The 15,586-nt window shown below is 63.6% G+C and carries 17 protein-coding genes and 1 pseudogene; 9 read left to right on the top strand and 9 right to left on the bottom strand.

Annotated features, from left to right (window positions below):
* Nucleotides 1–76: 76 nt before the first annotated feature.
* Nucleotides 77–499, top strand: coding sequence for a metallopeptidase family protein (locus M9955_06220; GenBank protein ID MCO5081241.1), 423 nt, complete (start codon nt 77–79; stop codon nt 497–499).
* 14 nt (nt 500–513) lie between these two features.
* Here the strand turns inward: M9955_06220 and M9955_06215 are convergent, their stop codons facing one another.
* On the bottom strand, nt 514–720 hold the full coding sequence (locus tag M9955_06215) for a DUF1737 domain-containing protein (GenBank protein ID MCO5081240.1): 207 nt from the start codon (nt 718–720) through the stop codon (nt 514–516).
* A gap of 37 nt (nt 721–757) precedes the next feature.
* Nucleotides 758–1,654: a CoA ester lyase gene (locus tag M9955_06210; GenBank protein ID MCO5081239.1), complete on the bottom strand. Its 897-nt coding sequence runs from the start codon at nt 1,652–1,654 to the stop codon at nt 758–760.
* Nucleotides 1,655–1,746: 92 nt separating this feature from the next.
* Here M9955_06210 and M9955_06205 point away from each other — a divergent pair, with 92 nt between their 5' ends.
* Nucleotides 1,747–2,916, top strand: coding sequence for an FAD-binding oxidoreductase (locus M9955_06205; GenBank protein MCO5081238.1), 1,170 nt, complete (start codon nt 1,747–1,749; stop codon nt 2,914–2,916).
* 186 nt (nt 2,917–3,102) lie between these two features.
* On the opposite strand, the gene M9955_06200 is transcribed toward M9955_06205, so the two are convergent.
* Nucleotides 3,103–3,870 carry a DUF72 domain-containing protein gene (locus tag M9955_06200; GenBank protein MCO5081237.1) on the bottom strand — a complete coding sequence of 256 codons (768 nt, stop codon included), beginning with the start codon at nt 3,868–3,870 and terminating at the stop codon, nt 3,103–3,105.
* Nucleotides 3,871–3,999: 129 nt separating this feature from the next.
* Between M9955_06200 and leuD the strand changes: the two genes are divergently transcribed.
* From leuD to leuB, 4 genes and pseudogenes are all read left to right on the top strand, one after another.
* Complete coding sequence (leuD, locus tag M9955_06195; protein ID MCO5081236.1) at nt 4,000–4,605, top strand: 3-isopropylmalate dehydratase small subunit; 606 nt, start codon at nt 4,000–4,002, stop codon at nt 4,603–4,605.
* Between the two features lie 50 nt (nt 4,606–4,655).
* Complete coding sequence (locus M9955_06190; protein ID MCO5081235.1) at nt 4,656–5,486, top strand: hypothetical protein; 831 nt, start codon at nt 4,656–4,658, stop codon at nt 5,484–5,486.
* A 4-nt stretch (nt 5,487–5,490) separates the two neighbouring features.
* Nucleotides 5,491–5,877 (top strand): annotated as a pseudogene (locus M9955_06185) (RidA family protein).
* A 109-nt stretch (nt 5,878–5,986) separates the two neighbouring features.
* Complete coding sequence (gene leuB, locus M9955_06180; protein MCO5081234.1) at nt 5,987–7,099, top strand: 3-isopropylmalate dehydrogenase; 1,113 nt, start codon at nt 5,987–5,989, stop codon at nt 7,097–7,099.
* A gap of 57 nt (nt 7,100–7,156) precedes the next feature.
* Here the strand turns inward: leuB and M9955_06175 are convergent, their stop codons facing one another.
* From M9955_06175 to M9955_06150, 6 genes are all read right to left on the bottom strand, one after another.
* The gene (locus tag M9955_06175) at nt 7,157–7,915 is read right to left on the bottom strand and encodes a DUF805 domain-containing protein (GenBank protein ID MCO5081233.1); all 759 of its coding nucleotides are present in this window, start codon (nt 7,913–7,915) and stop codon (nt 7,157–7,159) included.
* 81 nt (nt 7,916–7,996) lie between these two features.
* Complete coding sequence (locus M9955_06170; protein ID MCO5081232.1) at nt 7,997–8,446, bottom strand: hypothetical protein; 450 nt, start codon at nt 8,444–8,446, stop codon at nt 7,997–7,999.
* Nucleotides 8,447–8,451: 5 nt separating this feature from the next.
* The gene (locus tag M9955_06165) at nt 8,452–8,841 is read right to left on the bottom strand and encodes a DUF6152 family protein (GenBank protein MCO5081231.1); all 390 of its coding nucleotides are present in this window, start codon (nt 8,839–8,841) and stop codon (nt 8,452–8,454) included.
* A gap of 105 nt (nt 8,842–8,946) precedes the next feature.
* Nucleotides 8,947–9,624, bottom strand: a complete 678-nt coding sequence (locus M9955_06160) for a class I SAM-dependent methyltransferase (protein ID MCO5081230.1) — start codon at nt 9,622–9,624, stop codon at nt 8,947–8,949.
* A 12-nt stretch (nt 9,625–9,636) separates the two neighbouring features.
* The gene (locus tag M9955_06155) at nt 9,637–10,875 is read right to left on the bottom strand and encodes a DUF3419 family protein (GenBank protein MCO5081229.1); all 1,239 of its coding nucleotides are present in this window, start codon (nt 10,873–10,875) and stop codon (nt 9,637–9,639) included.
* Between the two features lie 41 nt (nt 10,876–10,916).
* A complete protein-coding gene (locus tag M9955_06150) occupies nt 10,917–11,747 on the bottom strand; it encodes a UDP-2,3-diacylglucosamine diphosphatase (protein ID MCO5081228.1) in 831 nt (276 codons plus the stop codon).
* A gap of 237 nt (nt 11,748–11,984) precedes the next feature.
* Between M9955_06150 and M9955_06145 the strand changes: the two genes are divergently transcribed.
* From M9955_06145 to M9955_06135, 3 genes are all read left to right on the top strand, one after another.
* Nucleotides 11,985–13,019, top strand: a complete 1,035-nt coding sequence (locus M9955_06145) for an OmpA family protein (protein MCO5081227.1) — start codon at nt 11,985–11,987, stop codon at nt 13,017–13,019.
* An 18-nt stretch (nt 13,020–13,037) separates the two neighbouring features.
* Entirely contained in the window at nt 13,038–14,225 is a 1,188-nt protein-coding gene (locus M9955_06140; GenBank protein MCO5081226.1) for a caspase domain-containing protein, read from the top strand.
* Between the two features lie 321 nt (nt 14,226–14,546).
* Nucleotides 14,547–15,581: an aspartate-semialdehyde dehydrogenase gene (locus M9955_06135; GenBank protein MCO5081225.1), complete on the top strand. Its 1,035-nt coding sequence runs from the start codon at nt 14,547–14,549 to the stop codon at nt 15,579–15,581.
* Nucleotides 15,582–15,586: the final 5 nt, after the last annotated feature.

Below are 15,586 nucleotides of genomic sequence, written 5' to 3'. Positions count from 1 at the left end.
AAGGCATGGAAGAGCAGGTTTTCGGGGGCTCGAAAGGCGCCGGACAACGGGCTATATGCGGGCAAAAGGAGCACGCATGGCCCGCATCTACCAGACCCGCGCCTGGCATGATCAGCTTTCGCCTTCAATCGATGAACTGGAATTCATGGCGCTGGAAGCCTATGCGCATCTGCCGGAAGATTTTCGCAAGCTGACCGGCGAGATCGTCATCCAGATCGCGGAATTCCCGACCGACGAGATCATGGACGATCTCTCGCTCGAAACGCCGTTCGACCTGCTCGGCCTATTCGAGGGGCGCGGCATCGCCGAGCGCTGGAACCCGGCGACGGGAGAGGGGCCGAACCGCGTCACCCTCTACCGCCGCGCCATACTGGATTACTGGGCCGAGAACGAGGAGACGCTGGGCGACATCGTCACCCATGTGCTGATCCACGAGATCGGCCACCATTTCGGCCTCTCGGACGACGACATGGAGCGGATCGAGGCGAGCGTCGAGTAAGCTTTTCGCCCTTGCTACTGTTCACCGAGCTTCATCGCCGGATCGTAATCCTTGCCTTCGATATCCTTCACCACGGCCTGCCCGCAGCGCATGGTCTGGCTCGCCGAATCATAGGCGTAGGTGGGCGAACCGTAGATGTGCCAGCCCTTGTTCAGCGCAGCCGTCACCTTGTGGCAGAAGCTTGCATCGTCAGGACCGGTGAGGAAGCGGTAGAGTTTCATAGGAGAACAGCCGTTGCGGGAATGAGGTGTCGGAGAATTATGCGCCTCGGTCCGTTGCTGCGGCAACCCTCGCCAGCAGCCTTTCGGCCTGATCGAGATGCAACCGCTCAACCATGCGGCCGTCGATCTGGATGACGCCCTTGCCGGCGTTTTCCAGTCTGGCGAAGGCGGCGACGATCGCCTGCGCGTCCGCCACGGCTTCCGCCGGGGGCGAGAAGGCCGTGTTGGCCGGGCTGATCTGGGTCGGATGGATCAGCGTCCTGCCGTCGAAACCCATCGTGGCGGATTCCGTACACTGGCGGGTGAAACCGTCGAGGTCGCGAAAATCGTTGAAGACGCCGTCCAGAACGTCGATGCCGCCGGCCCGCGCGGCGAGCACCATCTGCATGAGCCACGGCGTCAGGTAGCGCCGGTCGGGCGTGTCGCGCGTCCCGGTTTCCTTGACCAGATCGTTGGCGCCGGCGACGAAGCAGGCGAGCCGCGAGGAGCGGTCACGGCCGAGTTCGGCGATCGCGCCGATATTGAGCATCGCGCGCGGCGTCTCGATCATCGCCCATAGCGCCGTCGTTTCCGGCACGTCGGCCTCGTCCAGCGCGTCGTTCGCCTCCAGAATGTCGCGCGGCGTCTCGACCTTCGGCAGCAGGATGGCGTCGGGAGCGAGCGATCCCGCGAGCGTCAGGTCGTCGACGCCCCATTCGCTCGACAGGGCGTTGACGCGGATGACGATTTCGCGCGCGCCCCACGACCTTCCAGCGAAGAAACGCTTCAGCGATTCGCGCGCCGCTTCCTTCTCGGCCGAGCCGACCGAATCTTCCAGATCGACGACGACCGCGTCGCAGGGAAGCGACTCGATCTTCGCCAGCGCCTTCCCGTTGGTGGCAGGCACGTAGAGGACGGATCGCCGTAAACGGAATTTGCGAATGACTGGCTGCATCCGGTTGTCATGCTCCCGTCTGGCTCTATAGGCAAGACCTTGCGGGACAACGACAAAGCTGGTTCTGTCGGCCACGATTTTCGAGGCTCGGAATGTCACGCTACGACGTCATCATCATCGGCGGCGCCATCGTCGGAAGCTCGGTCGCCTATTTCCTCCGCAAGGAAGGTTTTGGCGGCCGTATCGCGCTGGTCGAGCGCGATCCGCAATTCCCGCATGCCGCGACCACCCTGTCCATGGCGTCCATCCGCCAGCAGTTCTCCATCCCGGAAAACATCCGCCTGTCGCGGTTCACGCTAGGCCTCTTCCGCCGGCTGAAGGAGGAGTTCGGGATGGAAGCCGATATCTCCTTCCGCGAGGGCGGGTACCTGATCCTGGCGTCGGAAGAGGGTCTGCCGGTTCTGGAGGCCAATCACCGGACACAGGTTGCCGAAGGGGCGGATGTCGTGCTTGAGGGACCGGACGCGCTAGAGCGGCGCTTTCCCTGGCTATCGGCGGAAGGTGTCGCCGGCGGCGTCTATGGCCGCAGCGGCGAAGGCTGGTTCGACGCGCATGCCATGCTCGGGCTTCTGCGCAAGGCGCTGAAGACGATGGATGTCGATCTGATCACCGCGAGCGTCACTGGCATCGAGCGCAGCGGCAACCGGGTCACCAGCGTCACGCTCGACACGGGCGAGCGGCTCGAAGCCGGGACGGTCGTGAACGCCGCCGGTCCCAATGCCGGCAAGGTCGCGGCCATGGCCGGACTTGTCCTTCCCGTCGAGCCGCGCAAGCGCACGGTCTTCGTCTTCGAGGCGCGTGAAAAATATGCCGACATGCCGCTGCTGGTCGATCCGGGCGGCATCTATGTGCGGCCGGAGGGCTCGGTCTACCTCACCGGCGGCGCCGAGACGTCGGAAGGCGAGGCAGCGGCCGATCCGAAGGATTTCGAGCCGGACTGGCCGCTGTTCGAAGAGATCATCTGGCCGACGCTTGCGACCCGAATCCCCGCCTTCGAAGCGATCAAGCCGACCCGCGCCTGGGCCGGGCACTACGACTACAACACGCTGGATCAGAATGGCGTGATTGGACCACACCCCGAAGTTTCGAACTTCCTGTTCGCCAACGGTTTTTCCGGCCACGGCCTCCAGCAGGCTCCCGCCGTGGGCCGAGCCATCGCCGAACTGATCGTCCATGGCGGCTATCGCACCATCGATTGCTCTGCCTTCGGCTACGAGCGGGTGGCGGAAGGCAGGCCGTTCCGCGAGCTGAACGTCATCTGAGCGTTCGCCGATCGCTATTGCGCCGGCTCGGGCTCGGGCTCGACCGTCTCGATCTTCGGATCGGCCGTTCCGCCGATGGCGCTGCAAATGCCGCCGCCGCCGATCTCATCTATGCTTTTCTCCGATTGCGCGTGCGTCAGGATAGGCCGGGCGGATAACCACCCGGCAAAGGAATTCCGCAGGAATTTAGCGATTGATCGAGCCCGGTGGCCCGTCGCCATCCCGCGCGCTGCCGAGCAGCGCCAGCATATCGCGCGCATTGGCGAGCGCATGACCTTCGGCGGTATTGTCGAAGATGCACCAGACCGGACCGCCGTGGGCCGCCATTTTGAGGTCGGACGCGATCCCTTCGAGGGCGGCAGCATCATAGTTGGAATAGTAGATGCGCGGCCGGCCGTGAAAACGGAAATAGGCGATCCCGGTTCGACCGGCTGTTGCGGGAGCAACGCTGCCTCCATGCGGAGGATCGGCGGCGACCTGCGCCACGCCGAGGTCTGCGAGCAGGCTTTCAGCCTCCGGCTTGAACCAACTCCCATGACGGGCCTCGACGACGATTCGGCCGGTGCTGGCGGACAGGACCGCCCGCAGAAAGACCTCGACCGTGGACGCCTCGAAAGCAAGGCTGGGCGGCGTCTGCACGAGCAGCACGGCAAGCTTGTCGCCGAGGCCCGAAACTTCTCCGAGAAATGCGTCGAGCAGGCTGTCATAGTTTCTCAACCTCTTCTCGTGGGTGATCGATTTCGGCACCTTCACCGAGAAGCGGAAACCGTCCGGCACCGAATTTGCCCAGCGCGTATAGGTCTCGTGCCGGTGCGGCCGGTAGAACGAGGAATTGATCTCGACGCAGTCGAAGCGGGCGGCGTATCGCTCGAGATGGGTGCCGGTCGCCGGAAAATCCGCTTTATATACGGATGATATGCTCCAGCCCGCCGTGCCGACATGAATAGCGCCCATGAAACGGAGATGGCGCCACGGCTCCGGCGATCAAGGGCGAACCGCTGCTATCTCAATAGCCGGTGAACGCCCTTTGAATCCGCTGCCGGCTTGTGTAAAGCAGGCTGAAATTCAGGAATGGGCACGGCCATGGACAAATTCAACAAGCTCACGGGTGTCGCGGCGCCTCTGCCGATCGTCAACGTCGATACGGACATGATCATCCCGAAGGACTATCTGAAGACCATCAAGCGCACGGGTCTCAGCAAGGGCCTGTTCGCCGAGATGCGCTTCAACGAGGACGGCAGCGAAAATCCGGATTTCGTGCTCAACAAGCCGGCCTATCGCAAGGCGCAGATTCTGGTCGCCGGCGACAATTTCGGCTGCGGATCGAGCCGCGAACATGCTCCATGGGCACTGCTCGATTTCGGCATCCGCTGCGTGATCTCGACCTCGTTCGCCGACATCTTCTACAACAACTGCTTCAAGAACGGCATTTTGCCGGTAACGGTCAGCGCCGAGGATCTGGAAAAGCTGCTGGACGACGCCTCGCGCGGGTCCAATGCGACGCTCACCGTCGATCTCGAGGAGAAGGAAATACGTGGGCCGGACGGCGGCGTCATCAAGTTCGACCTTGACGATTTCAAGCGCTATTGCCTGCTCAACGGCCTCGACGATATCGGCCTGACCATGGAAAAGGCGCCGGCGATCGATCGTTTCGAGCAGGCCACCGCCGAAAGCCGGCCCTGGGCCTGACCGAAGCTCTGCCGCGGGGTGCGCCGGCTGTTTCGTGGAGGATGGCGATGATGGCTCGCAAGACGTTTGCCGCCCTCGGCATCGTCGGACTGCTGGCCGGTCCCGTGCTGGCGCAGGATATCGCGCCGCCGGAAAACATACCGTTCGACGGCGGCACCTTCACCATCACCCAGAACGAGGACTACGAGAAGGTCCTGACCTATGACGGCCGGGAGATCGCGCGCAACTACGCCGTCTTCTTCGACAAGGAAACAAAGGTCGGCGAGACGAGCGTCGCGCTATTCTCGGTGGGCGACGGCGGCAACCAGTGCGGCACTTCTACCGTGATCGTCTGGAAGAAGGACGGAGCGCTCAGGGACGTGGTGGTCGGCGAGGATTGCGGGGCGCCGCCGGCTTCGATCGGCGATTCGCGCATCTATTTCGTGCCTTTCCTGCTTCCCGGTGAAACGGCGGCGCTGCAATACTGGTCGCCCGACGAAGGCGTCCGCACGGCCGGCGATCTCTCCTTCACGCCGCAGCCGGACACCGGCTGGGACGATTTCGACCCGGAGGCCACCGGTTACATGGTCGAGGCCTTCGACAACGCCGCCATATACGATGCGGCGAAGGCGCTGCTGGGCAACGATCTGACCGATGTGGTTACCGGCCTGCTCACCGGCGGCGACGCGGAATTGCAGGACGACGGCACGGTCACCGGCTATGGCTGCGTGCCGCATGCCTGCGGCGTCTCCGACAGTTTCATGGCAATCGACCCGAAGGCGAAAAAACTCTATTTCGCACAGCAGGGCGATCCGCAGATCATGACATGGCCCGATCCGGCGACGTGGCCGGCGTCGTTGAAGACGGCGATGGACGCCGCCATCGGCCCAAACCGGCAGTGATCCCATGACCCGCAAGCTGATCTCCACCGGATCGCCCTTCGAGAAGACCGCCGGCTACTCCCGCGCCGTCGTGCAGGGCGACTGGTGCTTCGTGGCCGGCACCACCGGCTACGATTATGCCACCATGTCGATGCCGGATGCGGTGGAGGAGTAGGCCCGCAATGCGCTGGATACCATCCGCAAGGCGCTCACGGATGCCGGCTTCGACATGGCCGACGTGGTGCGGGCGCACTACTACGTGACCGACCGTGCCTTCGTAAAGGCGGTCTACCCGGTCTTCGGCGAAGCTTTCGGCGATATCAGACCGGCGGCGACGCTCGTCGTTTGCGATCTTGCCGAGCCGGAAATGAAGATCGAGATCGAGGTGACGGCGCTCAGGCGCAATCCCTGAATTGCAGTATGAACGAACAGGACGTCCCGGCGACGCCGCGCGATCAAATGCCTTGCGCCTGATGGCTTCGGAGGTTAGCAAGGCCCGACTTCATCGAGAGGGATTTTCAATGGCATCGCGTAAACTTCTCCTGCTGCCCGGCGACGGAATCGGCCCCGAGGCCATGGCTGAAGTGAAGAAGCTGATCGCGATCATGAACGACAAGTTCGGCGCCGGCTTCGAGACCGAGGAAGGCCTGGTCGGCGGTTGCGCCTACGACGCCCACGGCAAGGCGATCTCGGAAGAGGACATGGCAAAGGCGATGGCTGCCGACGCGGTGCTGTTCGGCGCCGTCGGCGGGCCGAAGTGGGACGGCGTGCCTTACGATGTGCGTCCGGAAGCCGGTCTGCTGCGCCTGCGCAAGGATATGCAGCTCTTCGCCAACCTGCGCCCGGCCATCTGCTATCCGGCGCTGGCCGCATCCTCCTCGCTCAAGCAGGATGTGGTCGAAGGTCTCGACATCCTCATCGTGCGCGAATTGACCGGCGGCGTCTATTTCGGCGAGCCGAAGGAGATCATCGATCTCGGCAATGGCCAGAAGCGCGGCATCGACACGCAGGTCTACGACACGTTCGAGATCGAGCGCATAGCGGGTGTCGCCTTCGAACTCGCCCGCACGCGAAAGAACCACGTCACGTCCATGGAAAAGCGCAACGTCATGAAGTCCGGCGTGCTGTGGAACGAGGTGGTGACGGCCACGCACAAGGCGAAATATTCCGACGTCAAGCTCGACCACATGCTGGCCGATGCCGGCGGCATGCAACTCGTGCGCTGGCCCAAGCAGTTCGACGTGATCGTGACCGACAATCTGTTCGGCGACATGCTGTCGGACGTGGCGGCGATGCTGACCGGCTCGCTGGGCATGTTGCCCTCGGCTTCGCTCGGCGCGCCCGATCCCAAGACGAGCAGCCGCAAGGCGCTCTACGAGCCCGTGCACGGCTCGGCGCCGGACATTGCCGGCAAAGGCATCGCCAACCCGATCGCCATGATCGCGTCCTTCGCCATGTGCCTGCGCTATTCCTTCAACATGGTGTCGGAGGCTGACCGCCTCGAATCGGCGATCGCCGCCGTGCTCGACGAGGGCTACCGCACGAAGGACATCATGTCGGACGGCTGCATCGAACTTGGCACGGCAGACATGGGCGACAAGATCGCGGAGAAGTTCCAGGCGCTGATCGCATAGGCGCCGTGTTTGCCGCACGGTCTCGCGCGAACGAAGCCGCCCCTGCCGGGCGGCTTTTTACATCCGGATGCCGCTCGGCACCGGTCCCCATTTGTTGTCGTGCTTCTGCGATGCGATGAGGGTGATCACGAAAATGATGATGCCTCCGATGTAGACGAAGGACAGGACGACGAACAGCAGGTAGAGCCAGCCCGACAGGCCGACATCGTGGAAGCGCCGGACGGTGACGGAGATCGCCGGCACCATGAAAAAGAGCACGGCAAGCCCCATGACGACCATCGTGACGAAGGGCACGCCGCCATCGTCCATATTGCCGATCACACCGTCGATCACCATGCCGACAAAGGAAATCGCCATCATTGCCATCATGTAGAACAGGATGAAGCTCCAGTACTCCTTCCGTCGGGCGCGATCGCGGAAATTGGCGTAGCCGGACGTCACGCAATACCGGAAATAGCCCCAGACGCCGAGATCCGGCGCTCCGCCGGTCATGGAAGGATAAGGCGCAGCGGGCGGCGCCCATGGCTGGCCGGCCTGATTGCTTCCCGGAGCAGCGGACTGGGCGGGGCTTTGCCCCACGGAAGGCACGCTGGTCGCTCCGGCGCGGCCTGCCTGTGATGGTACGGGGCCACGCGGGTCGGCGATATAGACTTCCCGCGCATTCTGTCCGTCGGGACGGAAATCGACCTTGAGGCCCTTCCCAATGCGTTGCGACTGCATGAGATCGTTGCGCGAGAACATGTAGCGCGTTCCGTCGTCGGCGCTGATGAAGCCGATGCCCTGACTGACGTCGTAATGCAGAATCTCGCCGCGCATGCCCGCCTCCGTTTGGCCCCACACTGTCCAAACGCCATGCATTCGGCAAGCCGGCCTGTGGAAATCGCGCCTGCCCGGCGCTCAGACGAAGCCGATGAAGCGGCCGCAAAGCAGCACGCCCGACCAGATCAGGAGCGAGCCGGCGGCCGACCATCGCAGTATTTTGCCGGGATCGCGAGGTTCGAGGCGCAGGAAGATAAGGAGGTTGAAACCCGCCAGGACGATCAGGCCGAGCTTGAGCTGGAACACCGGCAAGCCCGCATAGTGTGCGGCGCGGACGGAAAAGAGGAGCAGGCCCGTCGCGGCAGCCGAGGCGAAGCCGATCAGGGCGGTGCGGCGCATCAGCGCCATGAAAGCCGCTCCGCCGGGCGGCCGGAGGAGGCCGAGAGCGCTGAGGTCGAGCAGGAGCACCGAGGTCAGCAGCATGCCGATCGAGGCAATGTGCAGTGCGTTGACGATCGGATAGACGACAAAGGACGATTTGAGCAGTTGGACGAATGCCAACTGCTCAACGCTGCCGAATAAATCCATCGACGTCAGGCCGGCGGAACGCGGCTCGGATAGACGTCGTAGGATTTGCCGTTCACCGTTATCCGCACCGCCTTCATGCGCCGTTCGGTCTCTTCGCGCGAACGATTGCCGAGCGCGGTCACCTCGTCGCCGATCTTCGCGGTGTCCTCGGTGAACCCCGCGCGCGTGGTGGCCGAAGGCGTTGCCAGCTCGACCCTCCAGCTCTCGCCTTCGACATCCACATCGAGCGTCGGATGGGGGTTGCCGAAATAGATATCGGTGATGATCCCCCTCAACTCGAACATCCCGTCCTCGGTCCAGGACCAGCCGTGATGGGCGGCGGCCGGGACGCCGGTCATGACGGCGGCAATCAGGGCGAAACGGGCGGCGGATCGTGCGATTCGATCGGAGATCATGACGGCACCTCGCTGTATCTGTCGGAGAAGCTATGTCGCTTCGCATACAGGTCAAATCACAACGCGATGAGAGGCGCTGTCACAAGCGTCGCCACCGGCGATCTTTCATGGGACGTCCAAGCCCGTCTCCCGGTCGGCCCGGATCACGGAAATCCAGGCGAAACCACGGTAAAGACGCCGCTCCTCATGATTGCCGCCGAGTCGCTGTGCAGTCTCGGCGCCGGTCGCGAAGAGATCGGGGCGCGGTGTCACATGATACCAGCGCAACCATGCATAGAGCGCCGCTTTCGTCCATCGGGGCAGGCCGGCGAGATCGCCGAAATCGACGATGTGCAGCTCACCGCCGGGTGCCAGCCGTGCTGCGGCGTTGGCGATGACAGAGCGCCATTGCGGGATCATCGAGACCGCGTAGGAGATGAAGATACGGTCAAAGGCGGGAATGCCGAAGGCGCGTTCCGCGTCGAAACCGGCGGCATCCGCATAGGCGAGACGCGTGCGGTCGCGGCAGCCGGCGGCGGAGATCGCATGGCCCGCCGTCTCCAGCATCTCGCGGGATATGTCGATGCCGAAGAAGCGCGCATCCGAATACCGGCGTGCCGCCTTGACGAGATTGCGGCCGGTGCCGCAGCCGATCTCCAGGACGCTGCCGCCGGCAGGCGGCCGCAAGCCGGCGATCATCGGATCGCGGCCCAGAAGATAGAATTTGCGCGTCGCGTCGTAGAAATGGCGCTGGTGGCGGTAGATGCCGTCCATCAGCCGGGCGTGTTCGATCTCGGTCGCCATCGCGGTCGCTCGTCAGCCCTTGAAAACGTAGAGATGGAAGCCGCCATAGATCGAGGAACGATCGCGCACATGAAGCCGCCGTGACTCCTCTTCGCGATATTCCCAGCGATCCAGCAACGAAGCCGTCAGACGGCCGATGAGAATGCTCCCGGCGGCAGCCGTGCGGAAAATGACGCGGGCGCCGGGGGCGGCCGTGCGGGTGATCTCATGCCACATATCGTGGAGCTGGCCGTCCGTCATCCAGTCCTGCGCGTCGAGCAGGACGAAGCGGTCGACGCTGGCGTCCGGCTTGCAGGACAGGAACTCGCCGAAGGAAGCGTTGGTGACGGTTAGCCGGTTCGCGCGGGTGCGAACGGCCTCGAAATTCGCGCGCTGAAGATAGGGCGGCAGCGGACCTGCCTCATCGTAGCGGCGGCCGAAGGCCTGCCATGCAAAATAGTTTTCCGAAAGCGGGAAGTCGCAGGCGAGCTTCTCGAGTCGTTCGCGCAGGATCGAAGCCATGCCGTCGCCTGCCGTTGCCAGCGCGTCGTATTGCTGCGGCGGTATGCCAAGGCCGTAGAGCGACGATTTGCGGCCGGTCACCCAGCGGATCAGTTTCTTGTCGAAGAGCGGCGCGAGCGATTTGTCGAAGAAGGCGCGCTGTTCCTCCGCGTTCCTTGCAGTGAGCAGTTCCCGCGGGTTGACGCCGTATAGCCGCGCTGCGCGATGGCCGGCGCCGATGAAGAGACCGAGCAGTCCGTGGCGATAGAGGCCGCGCGAGAAGATCGAGATGCGCCGGCGGCCGGAAAGGCGGCGTCCTTCCCAATAGGCGCGCGTTTCCGGATCGAGTTGCGGCCGTACATGCAGCCGATAGAGTTCCGCGTTCTTCGAACAGTCTCCACCGCCATAGAAACGAAAGAAACTGTCGTAGTCCGGGAGCGAGTTCAGTGCCGCGAGCTTCAGCCGGTTAAAGGCAACGTGCGTGCGGTTGAGATCGACCGCCTCGATTTCAGCGGGATCGGCCAGCAGGTAGGAAAGAGCGTTGCATCCCCCGGACGCGATCGTGACGATGCGATTCCCCGGCTCGATGGCGAGCGCCTCCATGTCGACATCCGGGTCTTCCCAGATCTGGGCATAGACGAGGCCGCTGAAGATCCGGGCAAAGACACGCTCGGCAATGCCGGCCCCGGAAAAGGCCGGGTTCTGCCGGACCGCGCGCCGCAGCCGGGCGGCCGCCTGCCGCTTCGTGGAGGAAGAAACTTCGGGCCGGATGGACGAAACGGAGTTCACGGCGGTCCTGTCGGTTCGAGGGATCAGGCGGCGCGGCGGCGCCAGAGCGGGACGGTCGCGCTGCGCTGCTGATGGAGCGCACGCGACAGCAGCGACCATTCGATGATCTCGATGCGGCCATCGAAATGCTCGACGGCGGCGGTGCAGCTTTCGACCCAGTCGCCGGTGTTGATGTAGGTCAGCCCGCCGAAGTCACGCAGGGCAGCGCTGTGGATATGGCCGCAGATGACGCCGTCCACGCCTTCGCGGCGGGCCTCGGCGACCAGCGTCTCCTCGAACTTGCCGATGAAGTTGACGGCGTGCTTGACCTTCTGCTTCGCCCAGGCCGACAGCGACCAGTAGGTGAAGCCCAGCCGCCGCCGCACGATGTTGACGCGGCGCGACAGCCACATGGCGATCTCGTAGGCCCAGTCGCCGAGGAAGGCGAGCCATCTGGCGTGCCGCACCACCACGTCGAAGATATCGCCATGGATCACGAGATAGCGCTTGCCGTCGGCCGTTTCATGGATGGCGGTGTCCATGATCTCGACGCCGCCAAAGGCGGTGCCGCAATATTCGCGCAGAAACTCGTCGTGGTTGCCGGGGATGTAGACAATGCGCGCGCCCTTGCGCGCCTTGCGCAGAAGCTTTTGCACCACGTCATTGTGCGATTGCGGCCAGAACCAGCCCTGACGCAGCCGCCATCCGTCGATGATGTCGCCGATCAGGTAGATCGTGTCCGCGTCGTGTTCCTTCAGGAATTCCAGCAGGGCGGGCACCTGCGAGCCGCGCGTTCCCAGATGCACATCGGAAATGAACAGCGCGCGATATGTTCGCGGCTGAACATTGGAATCAGTGGAACCGTCCTTCGTCATGGGGTGCTTTGAGCAAAAATCCATGACGGGCGAATGACGGCGCGCCGGACGCATGCGACCGGCGGGATCGGCTGTTTCAATCGCCTCTCGCAAGATTGAGTCGATTGCAGTATTCTGATTGGATAGTCTGCTGCGAATTTTCCGGAAGTGTCTGTGTCAGGAACCCAGAGGTCGGAAATGTCGTGCATCCCTGCATTCACGAAACGAAGCCGGGAAACCGGCGGCCTGAGCGTTCTGTTGCTCGCCGCCGCCCTCCTGCTGACGATACAAGGCGCCGCCCTCGCCGCTTCGGCCTGGGTGCTCGACCCGGCGCAATCGACGCTCACCTATCAATCGGTGAAGAAGAACACGATCGTGGAGACCAACACGATCCGCAACATTTCCGGCCTCATCGAGCCCGACGGGACGGCCTTCGTTTCCTTCGACCTCAATTCCGTCGATACCGGAGTCGACCTGCGTAACGTGCGCATGCGCTTCCTGTTCTTCGAGACGTTCGAGTATCCGACCGCCACTGTGACGGCCAGGGTCGACCCGGCGGCCTTTGCGGATCTGCCCCAGAAACGACGCATGGTGATGTCGCTTCCCTTCACCCTGTCGCTCCACGGCATCGAAAAGGAGATGGAGGCCAAGGTCATCGTCACCATGATCAGCGACAGCGTCGTATCGGTCGCCTCGCAGGTGCCGGTAGCGGTGGCAGTGGAGGATTTCGGTCTCCTGCCCGCGATCGAGAAGCTCGAGCGTGCGGCGAGCGTGACCAACATCGTGCCCACGGCCTCGGTTTCTTTCGACTTCATCTTCGGTACGGACGTTCCCAGCCAGCCGGCGCCGGTGCAGGTAGCGGCCACGACGCAGGCCGTCGGTCCCATCGCCACGGACGCGACGAAGGCCGAATACACGAGCGAGGAATGCGCCAACCGGTTCGACGTGCTGTCGCGCACCGGAGCGATCTATTTCCGCTCCGGCAGCGCCAGGCTCGATCCGGCAAGCCGCCCGGTTCTCGACAGCGTGCTCGACGCCGTCACCAAATGCCCGAGCCTCAAGGTCCAGGTGTCGGGCCACACCGACAGCGATGGTTCGGATACCGAAAACCAGGCTCTGTCGGAGCGGCGTGCGAAATCGGTGCGTGAATATATCGTGCATGCCGGCGTCTCCGCTAACCGCATCGCTGCCGTCGGCTACGGCGAGAGCCGCCCGATCGTTCCGAACGACACCGCCAAGAACAAGTCGCTCAACCGGCGGATCGAGTTTTCGGCGACGGAAACGGCCAACTGAACCTATGCGGGCGCGTCGATGAGTCTGCGGATTTCGACAATCGCCCTGACCTTCCTGCTTTTGCTGGCATCGCTTGCCGGCGCGTCGGCCGAGCGCCGCGTCGCGCTCGTCCTCGGCAATGCCAACTATGCCAGTCTGCCTGTGCTCAAGAACGCGGTCGGCGATGGCGAAGCCGTTGCCGGAAAACTGAAATCGCTCGGTTTCGAGGTTGTATCGGGCTTCGACCAGACCAAGGCCGAGACGCAGGCCACTATGGCGCATTTCGCCAGGGTGGTGCGCGGCGCCGACCTGGCGCTGTTCTTCTACGCCGGCCACGGCGTGCAGGTCTCCGGCCGCAACTATCTGCTGCCCGTGGACGCCGTTCTCGAGGACGAGACGTCGCTCGACTTCGAGACCGTGTCGCTCGACTTCATCCTGCGCCAGCTTTCGCGCGAGACCAAGGTTCGTCTCGTCTTCCTGGATGCCTGCCGCAACAACCCGCTCTCGTCGCGCAAGGGCGGCTTCTCCAATGCCAAGCAGGGGCTTGCCGAGGTGCAGTTCGAGGATGGCGGCAACGGCACGCTGATCGCCTTCGCCACCAGCCCCAATGAGGTCGCCTATGACGGCAATGGCGAGCATTCGCCCTTCACCGAAGCTCTGATCGACCATATCGGCGATGAAAACGTGCAACTGACGACGGTGATGACGCGGATCACCGGCGCCGTCTACAAGGCCACCGGCGGCCGCCAGCGCCCGTGGGTGAACGCTTCGCTCATCGACGAGGTGATGCTCAATCCAGTGGCGACGAACCAGCCCCTGATCGTCGGCACCGCCCCCGATGCGGAAACCAAGACAAAGCCTGCGGAAACGCCGAGGGCTTCGGGCGATCAGGTGGCCGCGAACCAGCTTCGCGCCCTGATCCCGAAGCTCGGCAACGATGCGCCTGTCTCCTTCGACGGTCCGATCGACTTCGGCGAGCCGGAGCTCGACGGCAAGAGCATTGCGCAGCTCATCACCGGCAAGCCCGCCTTTCCGCCTGTCGAAGGGCTGGAGAAGCAGATGTGGGACACCCAATGCGTCAGTTGCCATAGCTGGACCAAGACCGCGCTGTGCGATCAGGCGAAGACATATCAGGCGAACGACGTATCGATCATGCGCCTGCCGCATCCCCTTGGCCCGCGTTTCAAGGTGGCGCTTCAGAAATGGGCGGAGAACGGTTGTCGCTGATATCGAAGCCCGTATCGCTGATTGACTCCTGATCCAAAGCGCGTAAAAGCGCGCCCGACGACGGAGTTTTACATGCGCGGCCTGCTCACGGCGCTCATTGCACTCGATTTTCCGGGCCATGGAGCCTCGGCTGATCGCGTGCGTCTCCGTTCCGCCAAAGCCCCGGCCAAAACGACCAGCAAAGCCACTACCGGCAAAACGGTCTGATCTCCCTTGGCCATCCGTCCTCTCCCCGGATACGGCCGGAGGGAGGCGGGACCCGCAATGGCCGGCGGGTACCTCCAAGCCAACCAGGCGGAGAGCGACAGGAGATTTTTTGCAATGGGTTTCAAGGTAGCGGTTGCCGGCGCCACGGGAAATGTGGGCCGCGAGATGCTGAACATCCTGGAAGAGCGCGGCTTTCCCGCCGACGAGGTGGTGGCGCTCGCATCGCGCCGCAGCCAGGGCACCGAGGTGTCCTATGGGGACCGGACGCTGAAGGTGCGCGCGCTCGACACCTACGATTTCTCGGACACCGACATCTGCCTGATGTCGGCCGGCGGCAACGTGTCGAAGGAGTGGTCGCCGAAGATCGGCAAGCAGGGCTGCGTCGTCATCGACAATTCGTCGGCCTGGCGCTACGACGCCGACGTGCCGCTGATCGTGCCGGAAGTGAATCCGGACGCCATCGACCAGTTCTCCAGGCGCAACATCATCGCCAATCCGAACTGCTCGACCGCACAGATGCTGGTGGCGCTGAAGCCGCTGCATGATGCCGCGACCATCAAGCGCATCGTGGTCTCGACCTACCAGTCCGTCTCCGGCGCCGGCAAGGAAGGCATGGACGAACTGTTCGCGCAGACCCGCGCCGTCTTCGTCGCCGACCCGGTCGAGGCGAAGAAGTTCACCAAGCGGATCGCCTTCAACGTCATCCCGCACATCGATGTGTTCATGGAGGACGGCTACACGAAGGAAGAGTGGAAGATGGTCGCCGAGACCAAGAAGATGCTCGACCCGAAGATCAAGGTGACCGCGACCTGCGTGCGCGTGCCGGTCTTCATCGGCCATTCGGAAGCCGTGAACCTCGAATTCGAGAGGCCGATCACGGCGGACGAGGCGCGCGACATCCTGCGCGACGCGCCGGGATGCCTCGTCATCGACAAGCGCGAGAACGGCGGCTACATCACGCCGGTCGAAAGCGCCGGCGAGGACGCGACCTACATCTCCCGCATTCGCGAGGATGCGACCGTCGAGAACGGTCTCGCCCTGTGGATCGTGTCGGACAACCTGCGCAAGGGCGCGGCGCTGAACGCCATCCAGATCGCCGAACTGCTGGTCGCCAGGGGCCTCATCCAGCCGAAGCAGAAGGCGGCGTAGCGCCG

The sequence above is a fragment of the Rhizobiaceae bacterium genome (assembly GCA_023953845.1).
Taxonomy (GTDB): domain Bacteria; phylum Pseudomonadota; class Alphaproteobacteria; order Rhizobiales; family Rhizobiaceae; genus Arvimicrobium.
The sequence above is the reverse complement of the archived record's forward strand: the minus strand, read 5'-3'. Positions and strand labels throughout refer to the sequence as shown.